The organism is Gluconobacter sp. (genome assembly GCF_047722525.1).
Lineage (GTDB): Bacteria > Pseudomonadota > Alphaproteobacteria > Acetobacterales > Acetobacteraceae > Gluconobacter.
The window spans coordinates 16,819-34,485 of record NZ_JBDNYY010000020.1; the positions used below are offsets into that span (position 1 = coordinate 16,819).

16 protein-coding genes and 1 pseudogene are annotated in these 17,667 nt (G+C 57.8%); 10 read left to right on the forward strand and 7 right to left on the reverse strand.

Translation table 11 applies throughout. The features are described 5' to 3' along the window. The first annotated feature begins 27 nt into the window (after nt 1–27). The 3 genes from bdcA to ABF859_RS13035 all read left to right on the forward strand — a co-directional run bounded on the left by bdcA (nt 28) and on the right by ABF859_RS13035 (nt 2,739). Nucleotides 28–741: an SDR family oxidoreductase gene (bdcA, locus tag ABF859_RS13025; RefSeq protein WP_415528136.1), complete on the forward strand. Its 714-nt coding sequence runs from the start codon at nt 28–30 to the stop codon at nt 739–741. Between the two features lie 64 nt (nt 742–805). After that, nucleotides 806–1,438 carry a TetR/AcrR family transcriptional regulator gene (locus ABF859_RS13030; protein WP_415528137.1) on the forward strand — a complete coding sequence of 211 codons (633 nt, stop codon included), beginning with the start codon at nt 806–808 and terminating at the stop codon, nt 1,436–1,438. A gap of 218 nt (nt 1,439–1,656) precedes the next feature. Then, the gene (locus tag ABF859_RS13035) at nt 1,657–2,739 is read left to right on the forward strand and encodes an erythromycin esterase family protein (RefSeq protein ID WP_415528138.1); all 1,083 of its coding nucleotides are present in this window, start codon (nt 1,657–1,659) and stop codon (nt 2,737–2,739) included. 26 nt (nt 2,740–2,765) lie between these two features. Here the strand turns inward: ABF859_RS13035 and ABF859_RS13040 are convergent, their stop codons facing one another. From ABF859_RS13040 to ABF859_RS13060, 5 genes are read right to left on the reverse strand one after another with little or no spacing between them, the layout of a single operon-like run. Beyond that, nucleotides 2,766–3,086, reverse strand: coding sequence for an antibiotic biosynthesis monooxygenase family protein (locus ABF859_RS13040; RefSeq protein WP_415528139.1), 321 nt, complete (start codon nt 3,084–3,086; stop codon nt 2,766–2,768). Nucleotides 3,087–3,102: 16 nt separating this feature from the next. Beyond that, on the reverse strand, nt 3,103–3,912 hold the full coding sequence (locus ABF859_RS13045) for an ATP-binding cassette domain-containing protein (protein WP_415528140.1): 810 nt from the start codon (nt 3,910–3,912) through the stop codon (nt 3,103–3,105). After that, nucleotides 3,909–4,937 (reverse strand): FecCD family ABC transporter permease, encoded by a 1,029-nt coding sequence (locus tag ABF859_RS13050; protein WP_415528141.1) that lies wholly within the window; start codon nt 4,935–4,937, stop codon nt 3,909–3,911. The genes ABF859_RS13045 and ABF859_RS13050 overlap by 4 nt, the downstream gene beginning before the upstream one ends. Beyond that, the gene (locus tag ABF859_RS13055) at nt 4,934–5,884 is read right to left on the reverse strand and encodes a heme/hemin ABC transporter substrate-binding protein (RefSeq protein WP_415528142.1); all 951 of its coding nucleotides are present in this window, start codon (nt 5,882–5,884) and stop codon (nt 4,934–4,936) included. Before ABF859_RS13055 ends, ABF859_RS13050 begins: the two co-directional genes overlap by 4 nt. Nucleotides 5,885–5,902: 18 nt before the next feature. Next, nucleotides 5,903–6,232: an antibiotic biosynthesis monooxygenase family protein gene (locus tag ABF859_RS13060; RefSeq protein ID WP_415528143.1), complete on the reverse strand. Its 330-nt coding sequence runs from the start codon at nt 6,230–6,232 to the stop codon at nt 5,903–5,905. Between the two features lie 181 nt (nt 6,233–6,413). On the opposite strand from ABF859_RS13060, the gene ABF859_RS13065 reads away from it, so the two are divergent. The 6 genes and pseudogenes from ABF859_RS13065 to ABF859_RS13090 all read left to right on the forward strand — a co-directional run bounded on the left by ABF859_RS13065 (nt 6,414) and on the right by ABF859_RS13090 (nt 13,316). Next, a complete protein-coding gene (locus ABF859_RS13065) occupies nt 6,414–8,750 on the forward strand; it encodes a TonB-dependent hemoglobin/transferrin/lactoferrin family receptor (RefSeq protein WP_415528144.1) in 2,337 nt (778 codons plus the stop codon). 281 nt (nt 8,751–9,031) lie between these two features. Further along, nucleotides 9,032–10,786: a hypothetical protein gene (locus ABF859_RS13070; protein WP_415528145.1), complete on the forward strand. Its 1,755-nt coding sequence runs from the start codon at nt 9,032–9,034 to the stop codon at nt 10,784–10,786. 32 nt (nt 10,787–10,818) lie between these two features. Then, nucleotides 10,819–11,211 (forward strand): hypothetical protein, encoded by a 393-nt coding sequence (locus ABF859_RS13075; RefSeq protein WP_415528146.1) that lies wholly within the window; start codon nt 10,819–10,821, stop codon nt 11,209–11,211. 3 nt (nt 11,212–11,214) lie between these two features. Then, complete coding sequence (locus ABF859_RS13080) at nt 11,215–12,666, forward strand: M48 family metalloprotease (protein ID WP_415528147.1); 1,452 nt, start codon at nt 11,215–11,217, stop codon at nt 12,664–12,666. A 159-nt stretch (nt 12,667–12,825) separates the two neighbouring features. Next, nucleotides 12,826–12,960: pseudogene (locus ABF859_RS13085) on the forward strand (IS5/IS1182 family transposase); the annotation flags it as partial. 155 nt (nt 12,961–13,115) lie between these two features. Beyond that, nucleotides 13,116–13,316 (forward strand): hypothetical protein, encoded by a 201-nt coding sequence (locus ABF859_RS13090; protein WP_415528148.1) that lies wholly within the window; start codon nt 13,116–13,118, stop codon nt 13,314–13,316. Here the strand turns inward: ABF859_RS13090 and ABF859_RS13095 are convergent. Next, on the reverse strand, nt 13,313–13,921 hold the full coding sequence (locus tag ABF859_RS13095) for a TetR/AcrR family transcriptional regulator (RefSeq protein WP_415528149.1): 609 nt from the start codon (nt 13,919–13,921) through the stop codon (nt 13,313–13,315). The two genes, ABF859_RS13090 and ABF859_RS13095, sit on opposite strands and share 4 nt — an antisense overlap. An 88-nt stretch (nt 13,922–14,009) precedes the next feature. On the opposite strand from ABF859_RS13095, the gene ABF859_RS13100 reads away from it, so the two are divergent. Next, nucleotides 14,010–15,443 carry a coniferyl aldehyde dehydrogenase gene (locus ABF859_RS13100; protein ID WP_415528150.1) on the forward strand — a complete coding sequence of 478 codons (1,434 nt, stop codon included), beginning with the start codon at nt 14,010–14,012 and terminating at the stop codon, nt 15,441–15,443. Nucleotides 15,444–15,498: 55 nt separating this feature from the next. Here the strand turns inward: ABF859_RS13100 and ABF859_RS13105 are convergent, their stop codons facing one another. Continuing rightward, on the reverse strand, nt 15,499–17,202 hold the full coding sequence (locus ABF859_RS13105) for a Na+/H+ antiporter (protein ID WP_415528151.1): 1,704 nt from the start codon (nt 17,200–17,202) through the stop codon (nt 15,499–15,501). Between the last annotated feature and the right edge of the window lie 465 nt (nt 17,203–17,667).

Genomic DNA, 17,667 nt, shown 5'->3' on the forward strand with positions numbered 1-17,667 from the left:
AACGATACAGAACAGAGGAGAAACGACATGACAGATTTTTCAGGCCGAAGGGCCTTCGTCATCGGTGGGAGCCGGGGGATTGGTGCGGCCATCGTCAAACGACTGGCCCAGGACGGTGCCTCCGTGCGCTTCACATGGGCCGGTTCGCGTAGCAGGGCCAAAGACCTTGCCCGCCAGACAGGCGCGGAAGCCATTCAGGCGGATGCGACCGACCGTTCCGCAATTCTTGCCGCCACGCACGCGGCTGGTCCCATCGACATATTCGTGTTCAACGCCGGGATCTGCGTTGCCGGAGATCCTCTGACGCTCAATCCTGATGATATTGACCGCATGATCGATATCAACCTTCGCGCCGCCTATCACACGTCGGTTGAAGCCGCCCGTTCCATGCCGGATGGGGGCCGGATCATCCTGATCGGCTCCACGAACGCCAACCGTGTGCCTTTCCGGGGACTGGCGGCCTACAGCATGACAAAGTCCGCCCTGCAGAGCATGGCACGGGGCCTCGCGCGGGATTTCGGAGACCGTCACATCACCGTCAATGTCATCCAGCCGGGGCCGACGGATACGGATATGAACCCGGCCAATGGTCCACAGGCCGATCTCATGCACAGCGTCATGGCCATCAGGGAACACGGATCTGCTGATGATGTCGCGGCCTATGTCTCATTTCTGGCCAGTCATGCAGCACGGGGCATTACCGGGGCCATGCAGACCATTGACGGCGGGTTCAGTGCATGATGCTGGCAATTCATTTCCGGACCGATTAGTATTGAAATTGGTTGATACAGGGAGAAGAGACCAGATGGCCCGGACAGGACGGCCGCGCGAGTTTGACCGGGATCAGGCGCTGGATGCCGCTTTGACGCTGTTCTGGGAGCAGGGCTATGAGCCCACCTCCCTGAACCAGCTCAAGGCTCATATGGGGAACATCTCCCCCGCCAGCTTCTATGCCGCGTTCGGGTCCAAGGAAGCGCTGTTCCGCGAAGTCGTGCAGCGCTATCTGGAGACGTACGGACAGGTCATGGCCCCTCTGTGGGACCAGACGCTTTCTCCCCGGGACGCCATTGAAAGCACATTGCGTGGTTCCGCCCGCATGCAGACCTCACGGACGCATCCGGCTGGATGCATGATCGTACTGGGGGCGTGTAACTGCTCGCCTGAAAACCAGCCCGTTCAGACCCTTCTCGAAACCGAGCGGGCACGCAGCCGCAGCGGCTTTGCCGCCTGCGTCAAACGGGCCATTGCAAACGAGGAACTCGCAGCCTCGCCAGCGACGGAAACCCTGCCAACCCTGTTTGCAACGTTTCTGCACGGCCTGAGTTGCGAGGCCCGGGACGGAAACAGGGCGAAACAACTGGATGCGGCCATCACGACCCTGATGCAGCTCTGGGACAGCCTTGCGATCCAGCGCGGACAGGTTTCCCACAGTCCATAAACTGTCCTGACGGACATATTTTATCCGTTCGACTCCACGGTGATAACATGTCAGCGTAGACGGCAGGAGAATATCCAGAATAGGGGGAATGCGGAATGTCGTTGTCTGACCTCGAGCGGCGTTTGGTATTCCCTGCTGGAATCTGCATTCTTTTAATCATCTCTCTGTTTTGTTCGCCCGTATTTGCAGCACCGAGCGATACAGGCGATCTGACCGCCGTGAAGCAGGCCGTGCAGGCCATGTGCAACAAACGTGTGGTCCTGCTGGGCGAGGCCTCCCACGGAGATGGACACAGCGATAGCGTAAAGAGCGCGCTAGTCGAACGGCTTGTCACGCAATGTGGTTTCAACACCGTATTATTTGAATCCAGTACTTATGAATTCACGCCGGTCCTGCGGGCACAACGCGCGGGCAGAACGGTCTCGTCCGACCAGATTGCAGCCGCGGTCGGAGGCCTCTGGAAATTCGACCGGGAAGTTCAGCCGCTTTTCAGGTTCATGGCGCACAATATGAATTCAGGTCATGTCACGGTTGGCGGACTGGACTTTCAGCCTGGCGGATTTCAGCAGCCATACAGCAACGACGTGATGATCAGGGAACTGACATCCGACCTCGGGGAAAACCGCAGACGCTTCTGCCAGTCTGTCTTTTCCGCCCTCGTGCTGGGAGCCGACCTGCCGGAAGGCGTTTCCCGACAGGACCTCCCCGCCCGACTTGCCGCCTGCACGGCAAACATTCGCACGACCGCCAAAGACACTCCCGGCAGCGACACGGCACGCGAGCTTCGAAACCTTGACGGCTGGCTTGCCGCGTCCACATCCGGCTTGCAGCACTTCGGTATCGCCCGCGATGCCATGATGGCCCGGAACGCCATCGATTTCATCGACGGTTCCGGCAAGAAGGCCAAAGTTGTCATCTGGACCCATAATGTCCATGCAGCCCGATCCGGCACCATGTTCAGGGATTATCAGGACAATGAGACCCTCGGGGCTGCACTCGCCCGGCGATACGGCTCTCAGGTCTTTGCTCTGGGTATCACGGCACGGCAGGGCACTTACCGGTGGTCAGGGCCCGAGAACAGGCCCTTGCCCCCCATTCCCGCGACAGCCCTGGAGGCCCTGATTCCTTTCCAGCCTCCCGGATGCCCGGTCTTCATCGATCATCAGGCTCTCCAGCATGCCGGATCGGCTCCGGCAGCTTTCATGTCCCACACTTACCAGACCGCCGAATGGGACAAGGCCTATGATGGCGCGCTGGTTCTGGAGTCTGAATATCCCCCGCACAGCACCGGGCCCCGTTGACAGACCCGGCGCCACGCAGAAACCATTCAGGCCGTGACGGTCTGCAAGACCTGAAAGCCTTCGAAAACGGGCGGCCCAGCCATCAGCGTACGGCCGCCTCCTGCGCCCGTGTGAGCCTGCCGGAACTGCTCGGACCGGGTCCACCCCAAGAAGGCGTCATAGGATTCCCACACAGTGTGGGATGTATAAAGCGTAAGATCATCCTGTGTCGGACCTTGCAGAAACTGGAAGCTGACAAATCCGGGCACTGTTTTCAGAAGTATTTCCCGATCCAGCCAGCGCTTTTCAAAAGCTTCAGCGTTTTCCTGCGCCACCTTGAAACGGTTCATGGCAATATACTGGGGCATCTGTTTTTCTCTTTCATTATTTGAAAATGATATCGTGCGGGAGAATATAGGGTTTGCCCGTTCGTGCATGGGTTCGAACGCGCCCCTCTTCCAGCCCGAACACGGTGCGGGCCAGACTGTCTGTCAGAACATCCTGCGGAGGACCCTGCGCATGGATGCTTCCCTGATGCACCACCACGATCTGATCGGCACAGGCTACGGCCCAGTTCAGATCATGCAGAACCAGCACCACACCTCCACCCCGTCGGGCATGGGCACGGGCCAGATCCAGAACCAGATGCTGACGGGCCGGATCCTGAGCGGAAATCGGCTCATCAAGCAGCAAAAAACCCGGAGGGCCATCCCGACCCGCAACCGCAGCTTCAAGCTGCATCAGGACACGCGCCAGATGGGCCCTCTGACGCTCGCCCCCTGAAAGCTCCATGACATCGCGTGCCGCAAATCGTCCCAGTCCCACACGCTCGAGCAGCTCTTCCGCCAAGGCGGCGCGCTCCCTGCCCGTCAGTCCGGGCGCCGGGACACGGCTGCCCATCGCGACGAGTTCATGCAGTGTGAACCGCGCCCGCAGAACACCATCCTGCGTCAGCATGGCCCGCATCGCGGCAAGACGTTCCGGAGACAGCTCTGCCAGCCGGACACCCTGAAGCATGACCGTTCCACTGGATGGGGGCAACAGTCCGCTTGAGAGGCGAAGCAGCGTACTTTTCCCCGCACCGTTCGGTCCCACAATCGCCGTCACCAGACCTGCCTCGAACCGCAGCGAGCAGGCGTGCAAAACCGTTTTCCCGTCTGCACACCAACTGACATCCTCAAGCGAAAGGCTCATGAGGCCACCTCGCGTCCCTGATTGGATGCCAGGAGCCAGACGAAGACCGGGGTTCCCAGGACGGCGGTCACGATCCCCACCGGGACATCTGCCGGCATGGCCATCACGCGCGCCAGCGTATCCGCCACGATCATCAAAACTGCTCCCAGAAGCGCGCTTCCCGGCAGGACAAGGCGATGATCCGGACCCGTCACCAGCCGGACAAGATGCGGCACGATGACGCCCACGAACCCGATCGCCCCCACAAAGGAGACGGCGGGGCCGACAGCACAGGCCACCGCCACCATGGCCAGACGTTTGATACGCTCAACGGGATACCCCATCAGCCGGGCATCACTCTCTCCCAGCAGCAGAGCATTCAGCGGTGTCGCCAGACGAGCCGTCAGACAGGCCGCAAGACCCAGGAACGGACACAGCAGCCCGATCCGGGACCATGTCGCCCCGGCGAAACTTCCCATCGTCCAGAACGTCAGGTCACGCAGGGCCGTGTCATTGGCGCGAAAGATGAGAATGCCCGTCAGAGCCCCTGAAAACGCCCCGAGCGCCACACCAGCCAGAAGGATCGTGCTGACGGAGGTCACACCCCCGCGGGTCGCGAAAAGATAAAGAAGATACGCCGCGACAAAGCTGCCGCACATCCCGGCAGCAGGAATGGCCCACGCCCCCCATGTGCCCGACATGAACCATGCTCCACCAAGGACAATCATGCAGGCCGTTGCCAGTGCGGCACCGGAGGAGACACCGATCAGTCCCGGGTCCGCCAGCGGATTGCGAAAAAGCCCCTGCATGATGCCTCCCGCAACAGCCAGTGCGCCCCCTGTCAGTCCCGCCATGACAACCCGTGGACCGCGGATCCGGAGCAACACGACCCGGTCCGACAGGACGTCCGGGTCCGTCGTTCCATGCCAGAGCGCTGACAGATGCACGCCCGTCGCTCCGACATTCAGCGCGACGATAACGGCCAGCAGAACCATCGGAACGAGCATGACCAGAAAGATCAGGGCCGGACGGTGGGGTGATCTCATGCGGGATGGCCGGCCGTAGCAATGAGCTGCGCCAGTTCCAGCGCAGCCTGAGGCGTGCGCGGCCCAAACCCCAGAAGACGTTCTCCTTCCATGGCAATGATCGCCCTGTTCTTTCCGGCCGGCGTCAGTTGAAACCCCGGATCGGCCAGAAGTTCAGACCGGATGGCGTCATCACTCTGCTGCATCGTCAGGATCACATCCGGACGAAGGGCGACCAGATTTTCCTGATCCACGATCTTGTAACCCTGCATGTCCGCCCCGGCATTTACGGCCCCCGCAAGACGGATCACCGCATCAGCAGCCGTTCCTTTCCCCGCAGCCATGGGACGGTTATTCGTCATGCGCATCACAAACAGCACCCGGCGCAGTTCGGGATGGGATTGCCGCCATGCCGCCAGGGTCCGGAACTGCCCGGAAATCGTGGCGCACAGGCGCTCTCCCTCAGACCTTGCATTGACGATCTCTGCCAGAAAACGCGTCCGCCCCTCAATGGCATCCGGCGTGTGCGTTGCATCAACGAACACGACCGGAATACCCGAGGCCGCCAGTTGATCCATAGCGGTCGCAGGGCCGGAATCATTCATGGCCAGAATGAGATCCGGCCTGAGGGACAGGACACCTTCGGCGGAAATCGCCCGCATGTAGCCCAGATTTTTCTTTTCCCGCTGGGCCTGTTCGGGCCAGGTGGAGGTCAGGTCCACGCCAACGATGCTTCCCGAGCGTCCAAACGCATAAAGCGTTTCCGTGATGGTACCCCCGATGCAGGCGATCCGCTCCGCACCCGGAATGGCCACACGCCTGCCGCGGCAGTCCGTTATCATCCGGACAGGTGTTCCATGTCCTGTTTTCGGCAGGATACCCGCCGTAACGGTCATGGCGACAAGAGACACCCCCAGATGACGGCGCGAAACAATACGATTGTGCATCATGGCTTCATTTCCGCTCATGGTGTCCGACCTGCGGCATCAGGCGGCCTGCTCCAGGCCTTCGACAGTCCGGAGCACCTCATACGCACTGAACTCCCGCCTCCCAATCGTCAGAGCCTCGCCCTTGCCCGCATTCCTGTGCGCCGTCTGGAAGACGTCTGACCCACGCCACGCCTCAAAGGCTTCACGCGACGTCCAGACCGTCTGAGAAGCGTAAGCCACATGATCCGGATATGTGCTGCCTTTCATGAACTGGATCATGAGAAATCCGGGAACGGTTTTGAGCAGTACCTCCCGATCCAGCCAGCGACGACAGAAGTCGTCCTCTTTCTCCGGGCGCACTTTGAAACGGTTCACAACGACAAACATCTCGCTCTCCTGAGATCTGGAATCCCTTGTGATTCCAGCATTTTTCGACATGGACACCGGAATGGTCCCTTCTGACAGGAAGACGCTGCCATAATTGATAATGAGAATCAATCTCATCTTATTGACAAGCATTCTTCCTTGACTTCTTTTTGCGAAACATTCGCAACAAGGACACAGTCACATGCCTTCCCGCCACCCCGGAATTCTCAGCCGACGCCAGCTTCTCCTGACCTCCGCCCTGGTCCTGATGGGGGCCGGAGCGCCCGGACACGCCTTCGCACAGGAATACCCATCGACGTCACAGCCCACTTTCCCTGACACGACAGAAAAGAAGCCAACCCCGGCAACAATCGTCTCTGCCCCGGCATCTCAAAGCGCGCCCATCGCCCTGGCACCGGTTCGCGTTCAGGGGCAGAGAGGAAAAGACGATGTTCTCGATTCCATGAAAATCGATCCCGATGCCGATTACAGCAATGTCGGCAAGGCGCGTGTCTTCACCCAGACAACAACCCTCAAGACACTCCAGACGCGCATGATCGACAATATTTCCGACTACAGCCGGCGCGTGGATGCAGCGGTCAATTTCAATTCCAGCAATTCCAGTATCAACATGCGTGGTCTTGACCAGAACCGCATCCTCACCACCATCGACGGTATTCGCACCACCTGGACCAACAATGGTGCCCGCGGTCTGGAAGGCGGCGTCTCATCCTATGATTTCAATGCCCTTGGCGGCATCGACGTCGTCAAAAACGCCAATTCCAGCTTTTTCGGTACCGGGGCTCTGGGCGGGGTCCTCGCGCTTCGTACCCTGAACCCTGAGGACGTCCTGAAAGAGAACCGGAAATTCGGCGGTCTGTCGAAAGCCACTTACGATGGTGCAAGCGAAAGCGCCTACCTCAACCAGGCCCTGGCCGCGCGTTACGGCAACACGATGGTACTGGTACAGGGCGGTTATCAGAATGGAAGTGAAACGGGCAACCATGGCGACATTGGCGGAACTGGTACGACGCGCTCCAGAAAGGACCCGGCCTCTTACACGCAAGGCAGTTTTTTAGGAAAAATCCATCATTACTTCGCAGGTGGCCATCGCGTTACGCTGACCGGAGAGGTTTTTGACCGCAACTACAATGAAAATACCCTCTCCAGCGTCAACAGCACTTACAGTCGCTATCACACGCTGGAAGAGACGAAACGGTCCCGTGTCTCGGCAGGGTACGACTACAAGGCCGCCAACCCTCTGGCCTTCATCAGCGAAGCGCACCTGACGGCCTACTGGCAGAATGTGGACACGATCAACAACACGGCTGCCAACCGCCTGAAAGCGCCGGTCGGAGTATATGACCGTAACGACACCCTCACGACCCAGTCCTACGGCACCGTCGGTTCCATCACGTCCAACGTGTTTACCGGCCCCCTGCATCACGCCATCACCCTCGGCGGTGAAGCCTACCTGACCGACTCAAGTGAGTATGCCGGCGGCAGGGACAACTGCACGGCTGGCACTTATGCATGCTACTTCCTGCACAACAACCAGTCTGACATGCCCGATGTCCACGGGACGGATCTTGGCGGTATCGTTCAGGACCGTATCGGTTTCGGCAAACACGAATGGCTGCATATCACCCCGGGCTTCCGGTTTGACTGGTACAAGCGCAACCCGAAACCCACGCCAACCTATGTCAGCAATGCGATTTACAGCGGAACACCCCACGCTGCGAGTGGATCCCATTATTCGCCCAAGGTCCTTGTCGAAGCCCGTCTGCTTGATGACCTGACAATCTACGGACAATACGCTCAGGCTTTCCGCGCCCCTTCCGCAAACGAAATGTATCTTACCTATGGGGGAACAGGGACCTATGCCTCAATCGGCAATCAGAACCTGAAGCCTGAAACCAGTCAGGGATGGGAAGTCGGCGCCCGTTATGGAAACTCCAGGAAGGGCGCGAACATTTCCTTCTACGACAATTACTACCACAATTTCATCGACAGCGTGACGGGAACCGCAGAAGAAGCCGGAATCCTGGGCAATTTCCCTTATGGCGTCTACAAGTATATCAACCGCCAGAGTGTTCGCATTTACGGCGTTGAGGCCCGGGCCAACTGGACATTCGCCGACCACTGGGAAGTGTGGACTTCCCTGTCCTATTCAGACGGACGCGACACCCAGGAACATGTCCATCTCAACTCCGTAGCTCCCTTCCGAGGCATCGTCGGCTTTGGTTATGTCACCGATCACTGGGGCACAAATCTCTCCACAACCTTCGCCGCAGCCCGCAACAAGGTTCAGAACATGGCCTCCAACGTCAACAAGACGCCGGGTTATGCGATCTTCGATCTGACGGGGTGGTATTCACCAAAGTTCTATCGCAACCTGCGTCTGCAGGCAGGAATGTATAACATCTTCGACAAGAAATATTATAGCTCCCTGGATATCCCGGACAACATCACAGTCCCAAAAGCTTACTACACGCAGCCCGGCCGCAGCTTCAAAGTAACACTGTTGGTCAATTTTTAAATATTATCAGAAATCATAGAGACGTTCTGTATAATATCCTCTCTCAGAATTTGTTGTACATACCGGTTGTTACCGGTCCTGTAGCGATATCCAGGGCCGGTCGAGGCACAGAACCTCGCCCGGATCCCCGTTCTTCTTTGCCCTGACAGACCATCAAAAAAAATATTGAAACAGTCACAGGAATGTGACTGAATATTAACGTTTTGTATCTAAAACAGAAAAAAGGCGACCGCTGCGCCCGGCAGAGGCAGTCACGAACAAGAGACACCCAGGCAGACTGAATGACACATCCGCTTCCATCAGAAAAACGCCATTCCGGATGGAGGCAGCGTTTCGTTTATGTTCTGGTCATGATGGTGTTTTTCTTCATTTACAAATGTCTGGACCCCCTTGGGCTTGAAACAGCCACCAAACAGACTTCAGCCGTTCTGTTCAACGCCATTACCACCCCGTTTTACGGTATGGGCAGCCCTGAAACGCATAAACGCGTCGCCGTTGTGGAAATATCCGATCCCACCCTGGATCATTTCGGAACGGCTTTCCCGCTTTCCTACAGCCGCCATGCCTCTATCCTGAATCACATCCTGGATGGTCATCCCGCTGCCATTTTTGTCGATTTCCGGATGATGCGCGAACAACCCGGTGAAAGTTTCGAAACGTTTCGCCCAGTCCTGGACCGTGCCCGCGCAATGGGGATTCCGATCCTTTTCGCCCGTGGGGAAGCCGGTCACGAACAGTCTGAACTGCCCCCGCAACTACGCGCCTGGCAGGTCTACAGCAACGGGTTGGAAGCCTCGGGAGCCTATCCCCTGTTTGAGGAGGAGGGCGAAAAATCCTCACTGGAAAAGAAGAACGAAGCTGAAAAGGAAGAGCCGGAACCCGTCAATCCTGCCTGGGCCTTCTACTCCACTCTTTGCCACACCACCTGGGCTGCCCGGTGCGGGAACATTTCCCCAGCCGACTTTTCCTCACCCATGATCATTCACTGGGGCCTGCACGCCGATCCCGCTCAGTCCCTCGTGAGCGATCAGAGTGAGTTCTGGCAGAATGACTGTGCAGATCATCCGATTTTCCATTGTACCCGCCTCGGCGCAGCCCTGCGCCTTGGCGTAGCCTACCTGTTTTTCCACACCATCGGCGGAGATCGTCAATTCGCGTTCTACCCGCTCGTCATCGGTGCAGAACAACTCTCTCACAGTGCTCTCAACGCCCCTCCCGGAAGCCCTGCTCTCAGCAGTCTTCTCGCGGGGCGCGCCGTGTTCTACGGCTCGGACATCCGCGACCAGCACGACGACACGAACATTCCGCTGCTTGGCAGAATGCCCGGCGTCGTCGTCCATGCCATGGCGTTCGACAACCTCGTCACCTATGGGCGCAGATATTTCCACGAACCTTCCGATGATCACAGCATTTTCGGCTTCCGCCCTGATCGCGCCGAACTGCTGGAAGGGGCCATCTGGTTCCTGTTCGCCCTCCGTGGGGCCTTTCGCCGTAAGGATCCCTCGGGACATACCCCGCACTTTCCTGTCCCGTTCCTGCAGAATTTCCGCAAACACCGCTCGGAGAGCAGCCTGTTTCAGGATTTCCGTACATCTCTGCGAGACAGCCCGCCCCTGCGCGTCACCCTCTGTGCCATCGCAGCTCTCGTAATGATCGGCCTTGCCGCCTCCAGGGATTTCACCATGCAGGCCCTCCCTAACCTCATCGGAATCTGGCTCTGCGTTTCCGCGCTGTTCATTGGAACCTGGGGGCTGAAACCCCGTCAAACACCCGAACCCGGCGAGGCGGCAGAACGCAGCCTCATCAGCCAGCTTTTCTTCCTCGGCAGCCTGTCGGCCATTGGTTTCACCCTCAATCAGACCGTATTCCGCTGGCCAGACGCCGACTGGATCGGCCTGCTGCTGCTCTGGTTCGCCACGAGTGACAACGGAGAAGAAGCCGAGGAACGCAACAAATTCGTCGAACCCGTCTGCAAGGCCATCAATGACGCCGCAGATTTCTTGCAGAAAAAACTGACGACGAAAAACGCCACATGACATTTATGGAAAACGAAAGGAGGTTTTCAGGAATGAAAGCCGTATTCCACCGCGCCGCTCTGGCGGCAATTCTGCTTGCCGCACCAGTATTCATGGCCTTACCGAGCCAGGCCGCCAGCCAGCCCCTGATCACCGGCACCTATCACACGCCGTCCATCCAGACCTATGGCAGCGATGGAAACGCGCTCTCGCAGATTGATGCCAAGGCCCTGATCGGCCACCCGGTTATTTCCAAAAACCCCGATACGGACATGCTGGAAGTCAGAACCGACAAGGGTTCTGTTTTCGTTACGGAAGATTCCGTGGAAGCGGACATGAAAGCGGCGCCTCCCACTCCCACGCACTGCGTCAGGATAGGCGCTGCGTCTCAGGACGAAGTCGGGGGCGCCACCAATAATCTCGGCCGCAACTGCCACGGAAGCTGATTCATGAAAAATTTCATTCGTATCTCCACGGCCTTGGGACTGTCTCTCACACTTACTGCCTGCGTGGGAGGCAGCGAGGTCCCGACGAAGGGTCGCATGATCGATCAGGTCCATCCCCCCGCGTCCTACCCCCAGGTTTCGACAACACAGGCGCAGCTCTCTCCGGCCAACAACAACATCAGCGGCATTCTCAGGGCACCGGACATCACGGCCTATCCTCAAGGCATCGTGGACAGACTGCTTGCCACCTGGACAGGCCCGCGTCCGGAAGCCCGCGTCTGGCTTGTGCCGGAAAATGCCTTCACATCCGATGTCTCGGTCGGCGGTGCGATTTTCCTCAATACCGGCCTGATCCAGTATTTTCACAATAACAGGGACATCCAGAAAGAAGACGCCCTCGCCTTCGTCCTGGCGCATGAACTGTCTCATATCCTTCTTGGCCACACGGCTGCCCAGCGTTCCAACAAGGCTACGAAGAACTACGCCTTCAGCGCCATGAAATGGGGTACCGTCATCGGTCGGGCTGCCGCAGGTGCCGGTGCGGCAGGCAGCGCGGGCACGGCGCTCCTGTCTTCAATGGGCGCCAAGATCTTCACGGATACAGCGATTTTCCCATCATGGAGCCGCGGACAGGAAGAAGAGGCCGACGCCCTGGCCATCGATCTGATGGCACGCGCCGGCTACTCCATCAGCGCCGCATCCGACGTAATGGACGTCCTGGTCAGCGAAGACGAACAGGATGAACAGAAAGAAGCCACTCAGGAAAAAACAGGCGGAAAAAGCTTCACCCAGGACAACTTCACCCTGAAAGCAAATGCTGACGACGCCATTGGCGGTGCTTTGGTCGACGGGTTGAATACCGTTGCCCAGCAGCACCCTCATTCAAAAGAACGTCGCAGCGCCCTCGCCGCCTATCTGCGGCAGGCGTACCCGGTCCGCACCCATGTCACTCTCTCCCGCGCACCGCTGCAGGCCTGGGTCAACAGCCGCCCCGTCATCACGCTCCTGTCCCAGATCGATCTGCTCGACAAGGCAAGCGATGCAGTGACCAGCAAACAGTGGAGCGATGCGAAACAATTCCTGTCGCGCATCGGACGCCCGGTCAATAACAGCGAGTATTACGCCTTTCTGGCATACGAAACTGCGGCCGCCACGGGACAGAAACAGCTTGCCGTCCGTATCCTATCCGCTGCAGCCCAGCGCGACGACGTCACCTTCCAGATTGCAACGGAATGGGGCATGCAGCTCTCGGCCGCCGGACGTACGGAAAACGCCGAAAAATACATGGCCACGGAACAGGAAGCGATGGGCAATACCGGTTTCCTGCCTTACCGGATATCCAACGCTCTCAAGGGAAAAGACAGCATCACTGCTGCAAAGCTGATGGCACAATGCGCCGCTTCAGGTGAAGATGCGCTCGAAAACCAGTGCGCAGCGGCGGGAAAAAATCAGTAACTATTCAGGATCCGCTGAGCAGGCACTGCTACCCCTGTTCCGAATGCATGAACAACCGGGCGACTCAGGGGAAGCGGACACAGACTGGGGCGATTACGCCCCGGTCTACACGTTTTGACCGCTCACTCCATGAGGCAGCCTATATCCCGATTTCAGGACAGACAGGGTACCGGGACGATCCCCTCTACGGCTCTTGTCATCCCGTCTTTTGGCTACAAATCCCATATCTCCATCGACCGGAGGCTCATGCTGATCCGGAAATGGAAAGCAACAGAAACGGCGACAGAACTTGGTTATAGCAACGTGAGCCATTTCAGCGCGACTTTTCCGCAACAATTCGGATGTATCCCAGGCAAGTTTCAGCGTCGGATACCGTAATAATCTCTTAATGATATTTTTTATTCAGACTGATATTCTACGGAGAGCGTGGCTTCCACAGCACGGAATGGGTGCTGATCTCGCTGATGGGCATGCTAACCGGTTTTGAGAGGCCGGTCGATACAGGTATTCTTCTTGAAAAGCGGATCACGCTTCAGGGGATTGATGTCGGCCGTGTCGAGACCTTGCAGGCTCTGCTCAAAACGAACATTGCCCCGCAGGTCAATCACATCATTCCGTTTGAAACGGACCTCAGTACGCAGGCCGATTAATTCCTGCGACACATTCCGTCCAGAAGAACATCCAGTGCAGCGCGAACCGGGGAAGCCCCGACCTTCTCTTCCAGAAGCTGGCCATTGATCGCCAGCATGGCCAGCCCATGCACCTGCGCCCAACTGGCCGCCGCCAGGGCGTTGATGGCCACGGTCCGGAAACTGCCATCCCGTTGCCCTTCTTCCAGAAGTCGCAGAAGAATCCCGAATGTGTGCATCGCCGCGTCATGCAGATGCGGATCTACGGTCTTGTCGACATCAGAACTGAACATCAGTCGGTAAAGACCGGGACAGGCAAGCGCGAAATCGATGCAGGCCTGTGCCCCGGCCACGAACTGCATCCGCACGGAACAACCCTCCGCAGACATGGCCCCGGTCATGGTTTCTCCAAGCTGGATGAAACCGATCCGGGCCAGTTCCCGCAGCAGTTCTTCCCTGTCCTGAAAATGCTTGTAAGGGGCTGCGTGGCTGACCCCCGTACGCCGCGCAACTTCCCGCAGCGTGAAGGTCCAGCTCTGGTCGGAGGCCAGCATGGCGAGAGCTGTGTCGATCAGCGCACGGCGCAGATCGCCATGATGGTAGGAGCGGTCCTTCGTTTCACTCATCCGTGAGATCCATGTTTACAGGAGAAACTTTTATTGACGCCAGCCTCTTCTGCTCCATATCCTGCCCTCATAAGTTTCTTCTGTAAACATGGAGGACGCCATGTCCGATACTGTTTCAGCCTCTGCCACATCCTCCGATCTCTCCCGGATTCTCGACCAGCAGCGTGCTGCGTTCTTTCGTCGGGGCCCACCCGGCCCGAAACAGCGTCGGGCCGATCTGCGACGTCTGAAAGCCGAAATCCTGAAGCGGCGCACTGATATCGTGCAGGCGCTGAGAACGGATTTTGGCCAGAGGTCAGAACGCGAAAGCGCCATTGTGGAACTGATCCCGCTGGTACAGTCCATCAATTACATGATCCGGCATCTGGGACGCTGGATGAAGCCGGAACGCCGCCATGTTTCTCCCTATTTCAGGTTCGGGCGCGCATGGGTCATCCGCCAACCAGTCGGCGTGGTGGGAATCATCGCACCCTGGAATTATCCGGTCTCCCTTGCCCTGATCCCGCTGGCTACGGCGATTGCCACGGGCAACCGGGCCATGATCAAGCCGTCAGAACTTACCCCTGCCACTTCAGCGGTCATCGAGAAGATCGTTCAGTCCGTTTTTGTTCCGGAACAGGTTTCGGTAATTACAGGCGATACTGACGTAGGCGCAGCATTCTCGGCTTTGCCATTCGATCATCTCCTGTTCACGGGCAGCACTGCGGTTGGAAAGAAGGTCGCCGCTGCCGCAGCGCGCAACCTGACGCCCGTTACGCTCGAACTGGGCGGAAAATCCCCCGTGGTGATCGAACCCGGTTTTTCCATGCAGCGGGTGGCCAGCCGGGTCGCCTTTGGAAAGCTGACCAATGCCGGACAGACCTGCATTGCACCGGATTATATCCTGCTGCATGAAGACGATCAGGACGCTTTCGCCACCGCCTATCAGGAGACCGTAAGGACGTTGTATCCGGATGGCTACGCCGGATCATCGGATTACACGGCCATCCTCAACCAGCATCATTACGAGCGGTTGACCCATCTGGTTCGTGATGCCGAGGCACAGGGCGCACTGGCCATCCATCTGGGCAGTGACTCAAGTGACAGCCATGTCCTCGCCCCCATCCTGCTGTTGAACGTCACTCCCCGGATGGCGATCATGCAGATGGAAATCTTCGGCCCTGTCCTGCCCGTGCTGACATACCGCACACTCGATGAAGCAATCGCCTTCATCAACGCCCGCGCCCGTCCGCTGGCACTGTATTATTTTGGCGACAACCGTCTCTCGCGCGACAAGGTGCTGAAGCACACGCTTTCAGGCAACGTGACCCTCAATGGTACCCTGCTGCATTTTGCGCAGGATGACCTGCCTTTTGGTGGCGTGGGGGACAGCGGCATCGGGGCATATCACGGAAAAGAAGGTTTCATCGCACTGACCCATGCCCGTGGGGTGTATCAACAGGGTCGTTTCAATGCAGCCACACTGCTTCAGCCGCCTTTTGGAAAACTGACCGACATCATCACCAAACTTGTCCTGCGATGAAGAAAACTCCCTTAGGGGACTGCCCTGCGCCGCAAACGGACATGCTGCGCAGGTTTCAGATATCCTGGGGCAGCCTCTGCACGCGACTACGGATGACCTGTTCTTCATAATCCAGCTCACGCTGGATATCCCACTCAGTCTGGTCATTGATGTCGCGCGCATCCAGCAGGGCATGCAGTGTCTGTCGTTGCAGACGAAGAACGACGAGGCGCAGGGCCAGTTCGATGCGTTCACGACGCAGGGCCGTCGTGCGTGTCAGAACCGGGGACTGGATCGGGCCATCGATCTGGCTGAGACGGTTCTCATACGTCTGGAGCAGACGTCCCAGAACCTCCAGTCTCATGTCCTCGGCAACATGATCGCTACCCGCCCTGTCGAGCGCTTCACTCCGGTCCTTCTCGGCCCGGCTCTGTTCATTATGCAGGAGTTGCAGGGTGGCCTGAAGCAGACGCTGGCGGGCAAGGCTTTCTTCCAGGGCGTGCTTGTCTGCCAGATCCCGTGGCAGGAAACGGATGCAGAGCGGAATGGCGACAGCCGCCATGACAAGGGACAGCACGATCACCCCTGTCGCCACAGTAATAACGAAACTGCGCTCGGGAAACGCTTCGGGATCAATCCCCGCTTCTGGCAGCGAGAGTACGGCAGCCAGAGTTACGGCCCCGCGCACACCGGAAAATGCCAGCAGTACGATCTCGAGAAAATGCGGGAACGCAAAGGCTCGATGTGACATGCGGGCCATGGCCCATCTGCGGATGACAGAAATCGAGATCCCACAAAACCGGATCACGAACATGATCGCATAGACGCTCGCGACAAGCAGGGAGAGTTGCCAGAAATGAGCACTGTGTTCATGCGCCAGTTCGACACCGGCGTTAAGGAGCCAGGGAAGCTGAAGCCCCAGCAACAGGAAGATCAGAGCATTGAAAACATAGCTTACGGTCTCCAGTACGGTACTCGCCTGAAGGCGGGTCGCGGTCGCAGCCTCGTCTGAAACGCCGGTCAGTTTGATTACCATGCATCCTGCGACTGCCGCCAGAATGCCTGAGGCATGCGCTGTTTCAGCAGCCTGATAGATGCCAAACGGCAGAAGGACGATCATCAGAACCTGCATGAGGGGATCGTCAAATCCACGTCGCAGAAGAATACGCTCAGCCCGCACGGCCATCCACGCCACTCCCGCTCCGATGAACAGCCCTCCGAAGGAGACCAGCAGAAATGAACTGAAAGCCTGGCGATATGAAAACTCCCCCGTCATCGCGGCAATCATCGCAAAATGAAAGCAGACAAGGCCGGAGGCATCATTGAACAGTGCCTCGCCATTCAGAATATGGATAAGGCGTTCCGAGACACGCCGCCCCGCAATGAGACTGGAAACTGCGACGGTATCCGTTGGTGAAAGCGCGGCGGCAAGTGTAAAGCACACAGCCAGACCGACTGCCGGAATCATCCAGTGAATGGCGTAGCCACAGAGAACGGTTGAGATAACCACCAGCCCAAACGCCAGAAACAGGATCACGCTCCGCAGTTCGGAGAACTCGCGTAACGGCATGCGAAAAGCGTCTGTGAAGAGTAATGGCGGAAGGAAAACCAGCATGAACAGACCTGGTTTCAGTCCAATATGCAGTCCCAGCACAGCCGCAATAATTCCAAGAAAGATCTGGACCAGAGGCGCTGGAACCCGATTGGAAAGCAGCCGTACCGTCAGGCTGCTTATAACGATCATGGCCAGGAGGATAAGAATGGTTTGCGCTTCCGACATAACCACTCTTTCTGCCAAATCCCGGAAGTAGGCAAATATTTCGGAAGGGCCAAATTATCAAAAGCCAGGCTCAAAATCATTTTTGAGGTAAAAGATGACGCTCTGTGCGATATGGAGTGCTGACATAAAGGTATGAGCGCAGCGGTCCTATCATGTTGCGACACGTCGCCAGTCTTTCAGTTTTACGCATATGTTTTGATGAGATGGCGCTTTTTATAAAAATGCCAGTTGTAAGGTGGCTGTGGTTTCCTGTGCGGAGCCCAAATGTCCTGTCAGGAAAATGCTCCCGCAAAGGGCATATGGATTGCTCATTCCGCGCTTCTCGTGAGGAAAAAATAAACGGTTCCTGGCTAATGTAACCACAAGCAGGTTCAGTGCTGCTGACTGTAGTCAGCTTTGGGTTCGATCCTCATCAGGTGCCGCGCGATCCCACTGAGGGTCTTCCGCCTTTCTGTCTGAGAGAAC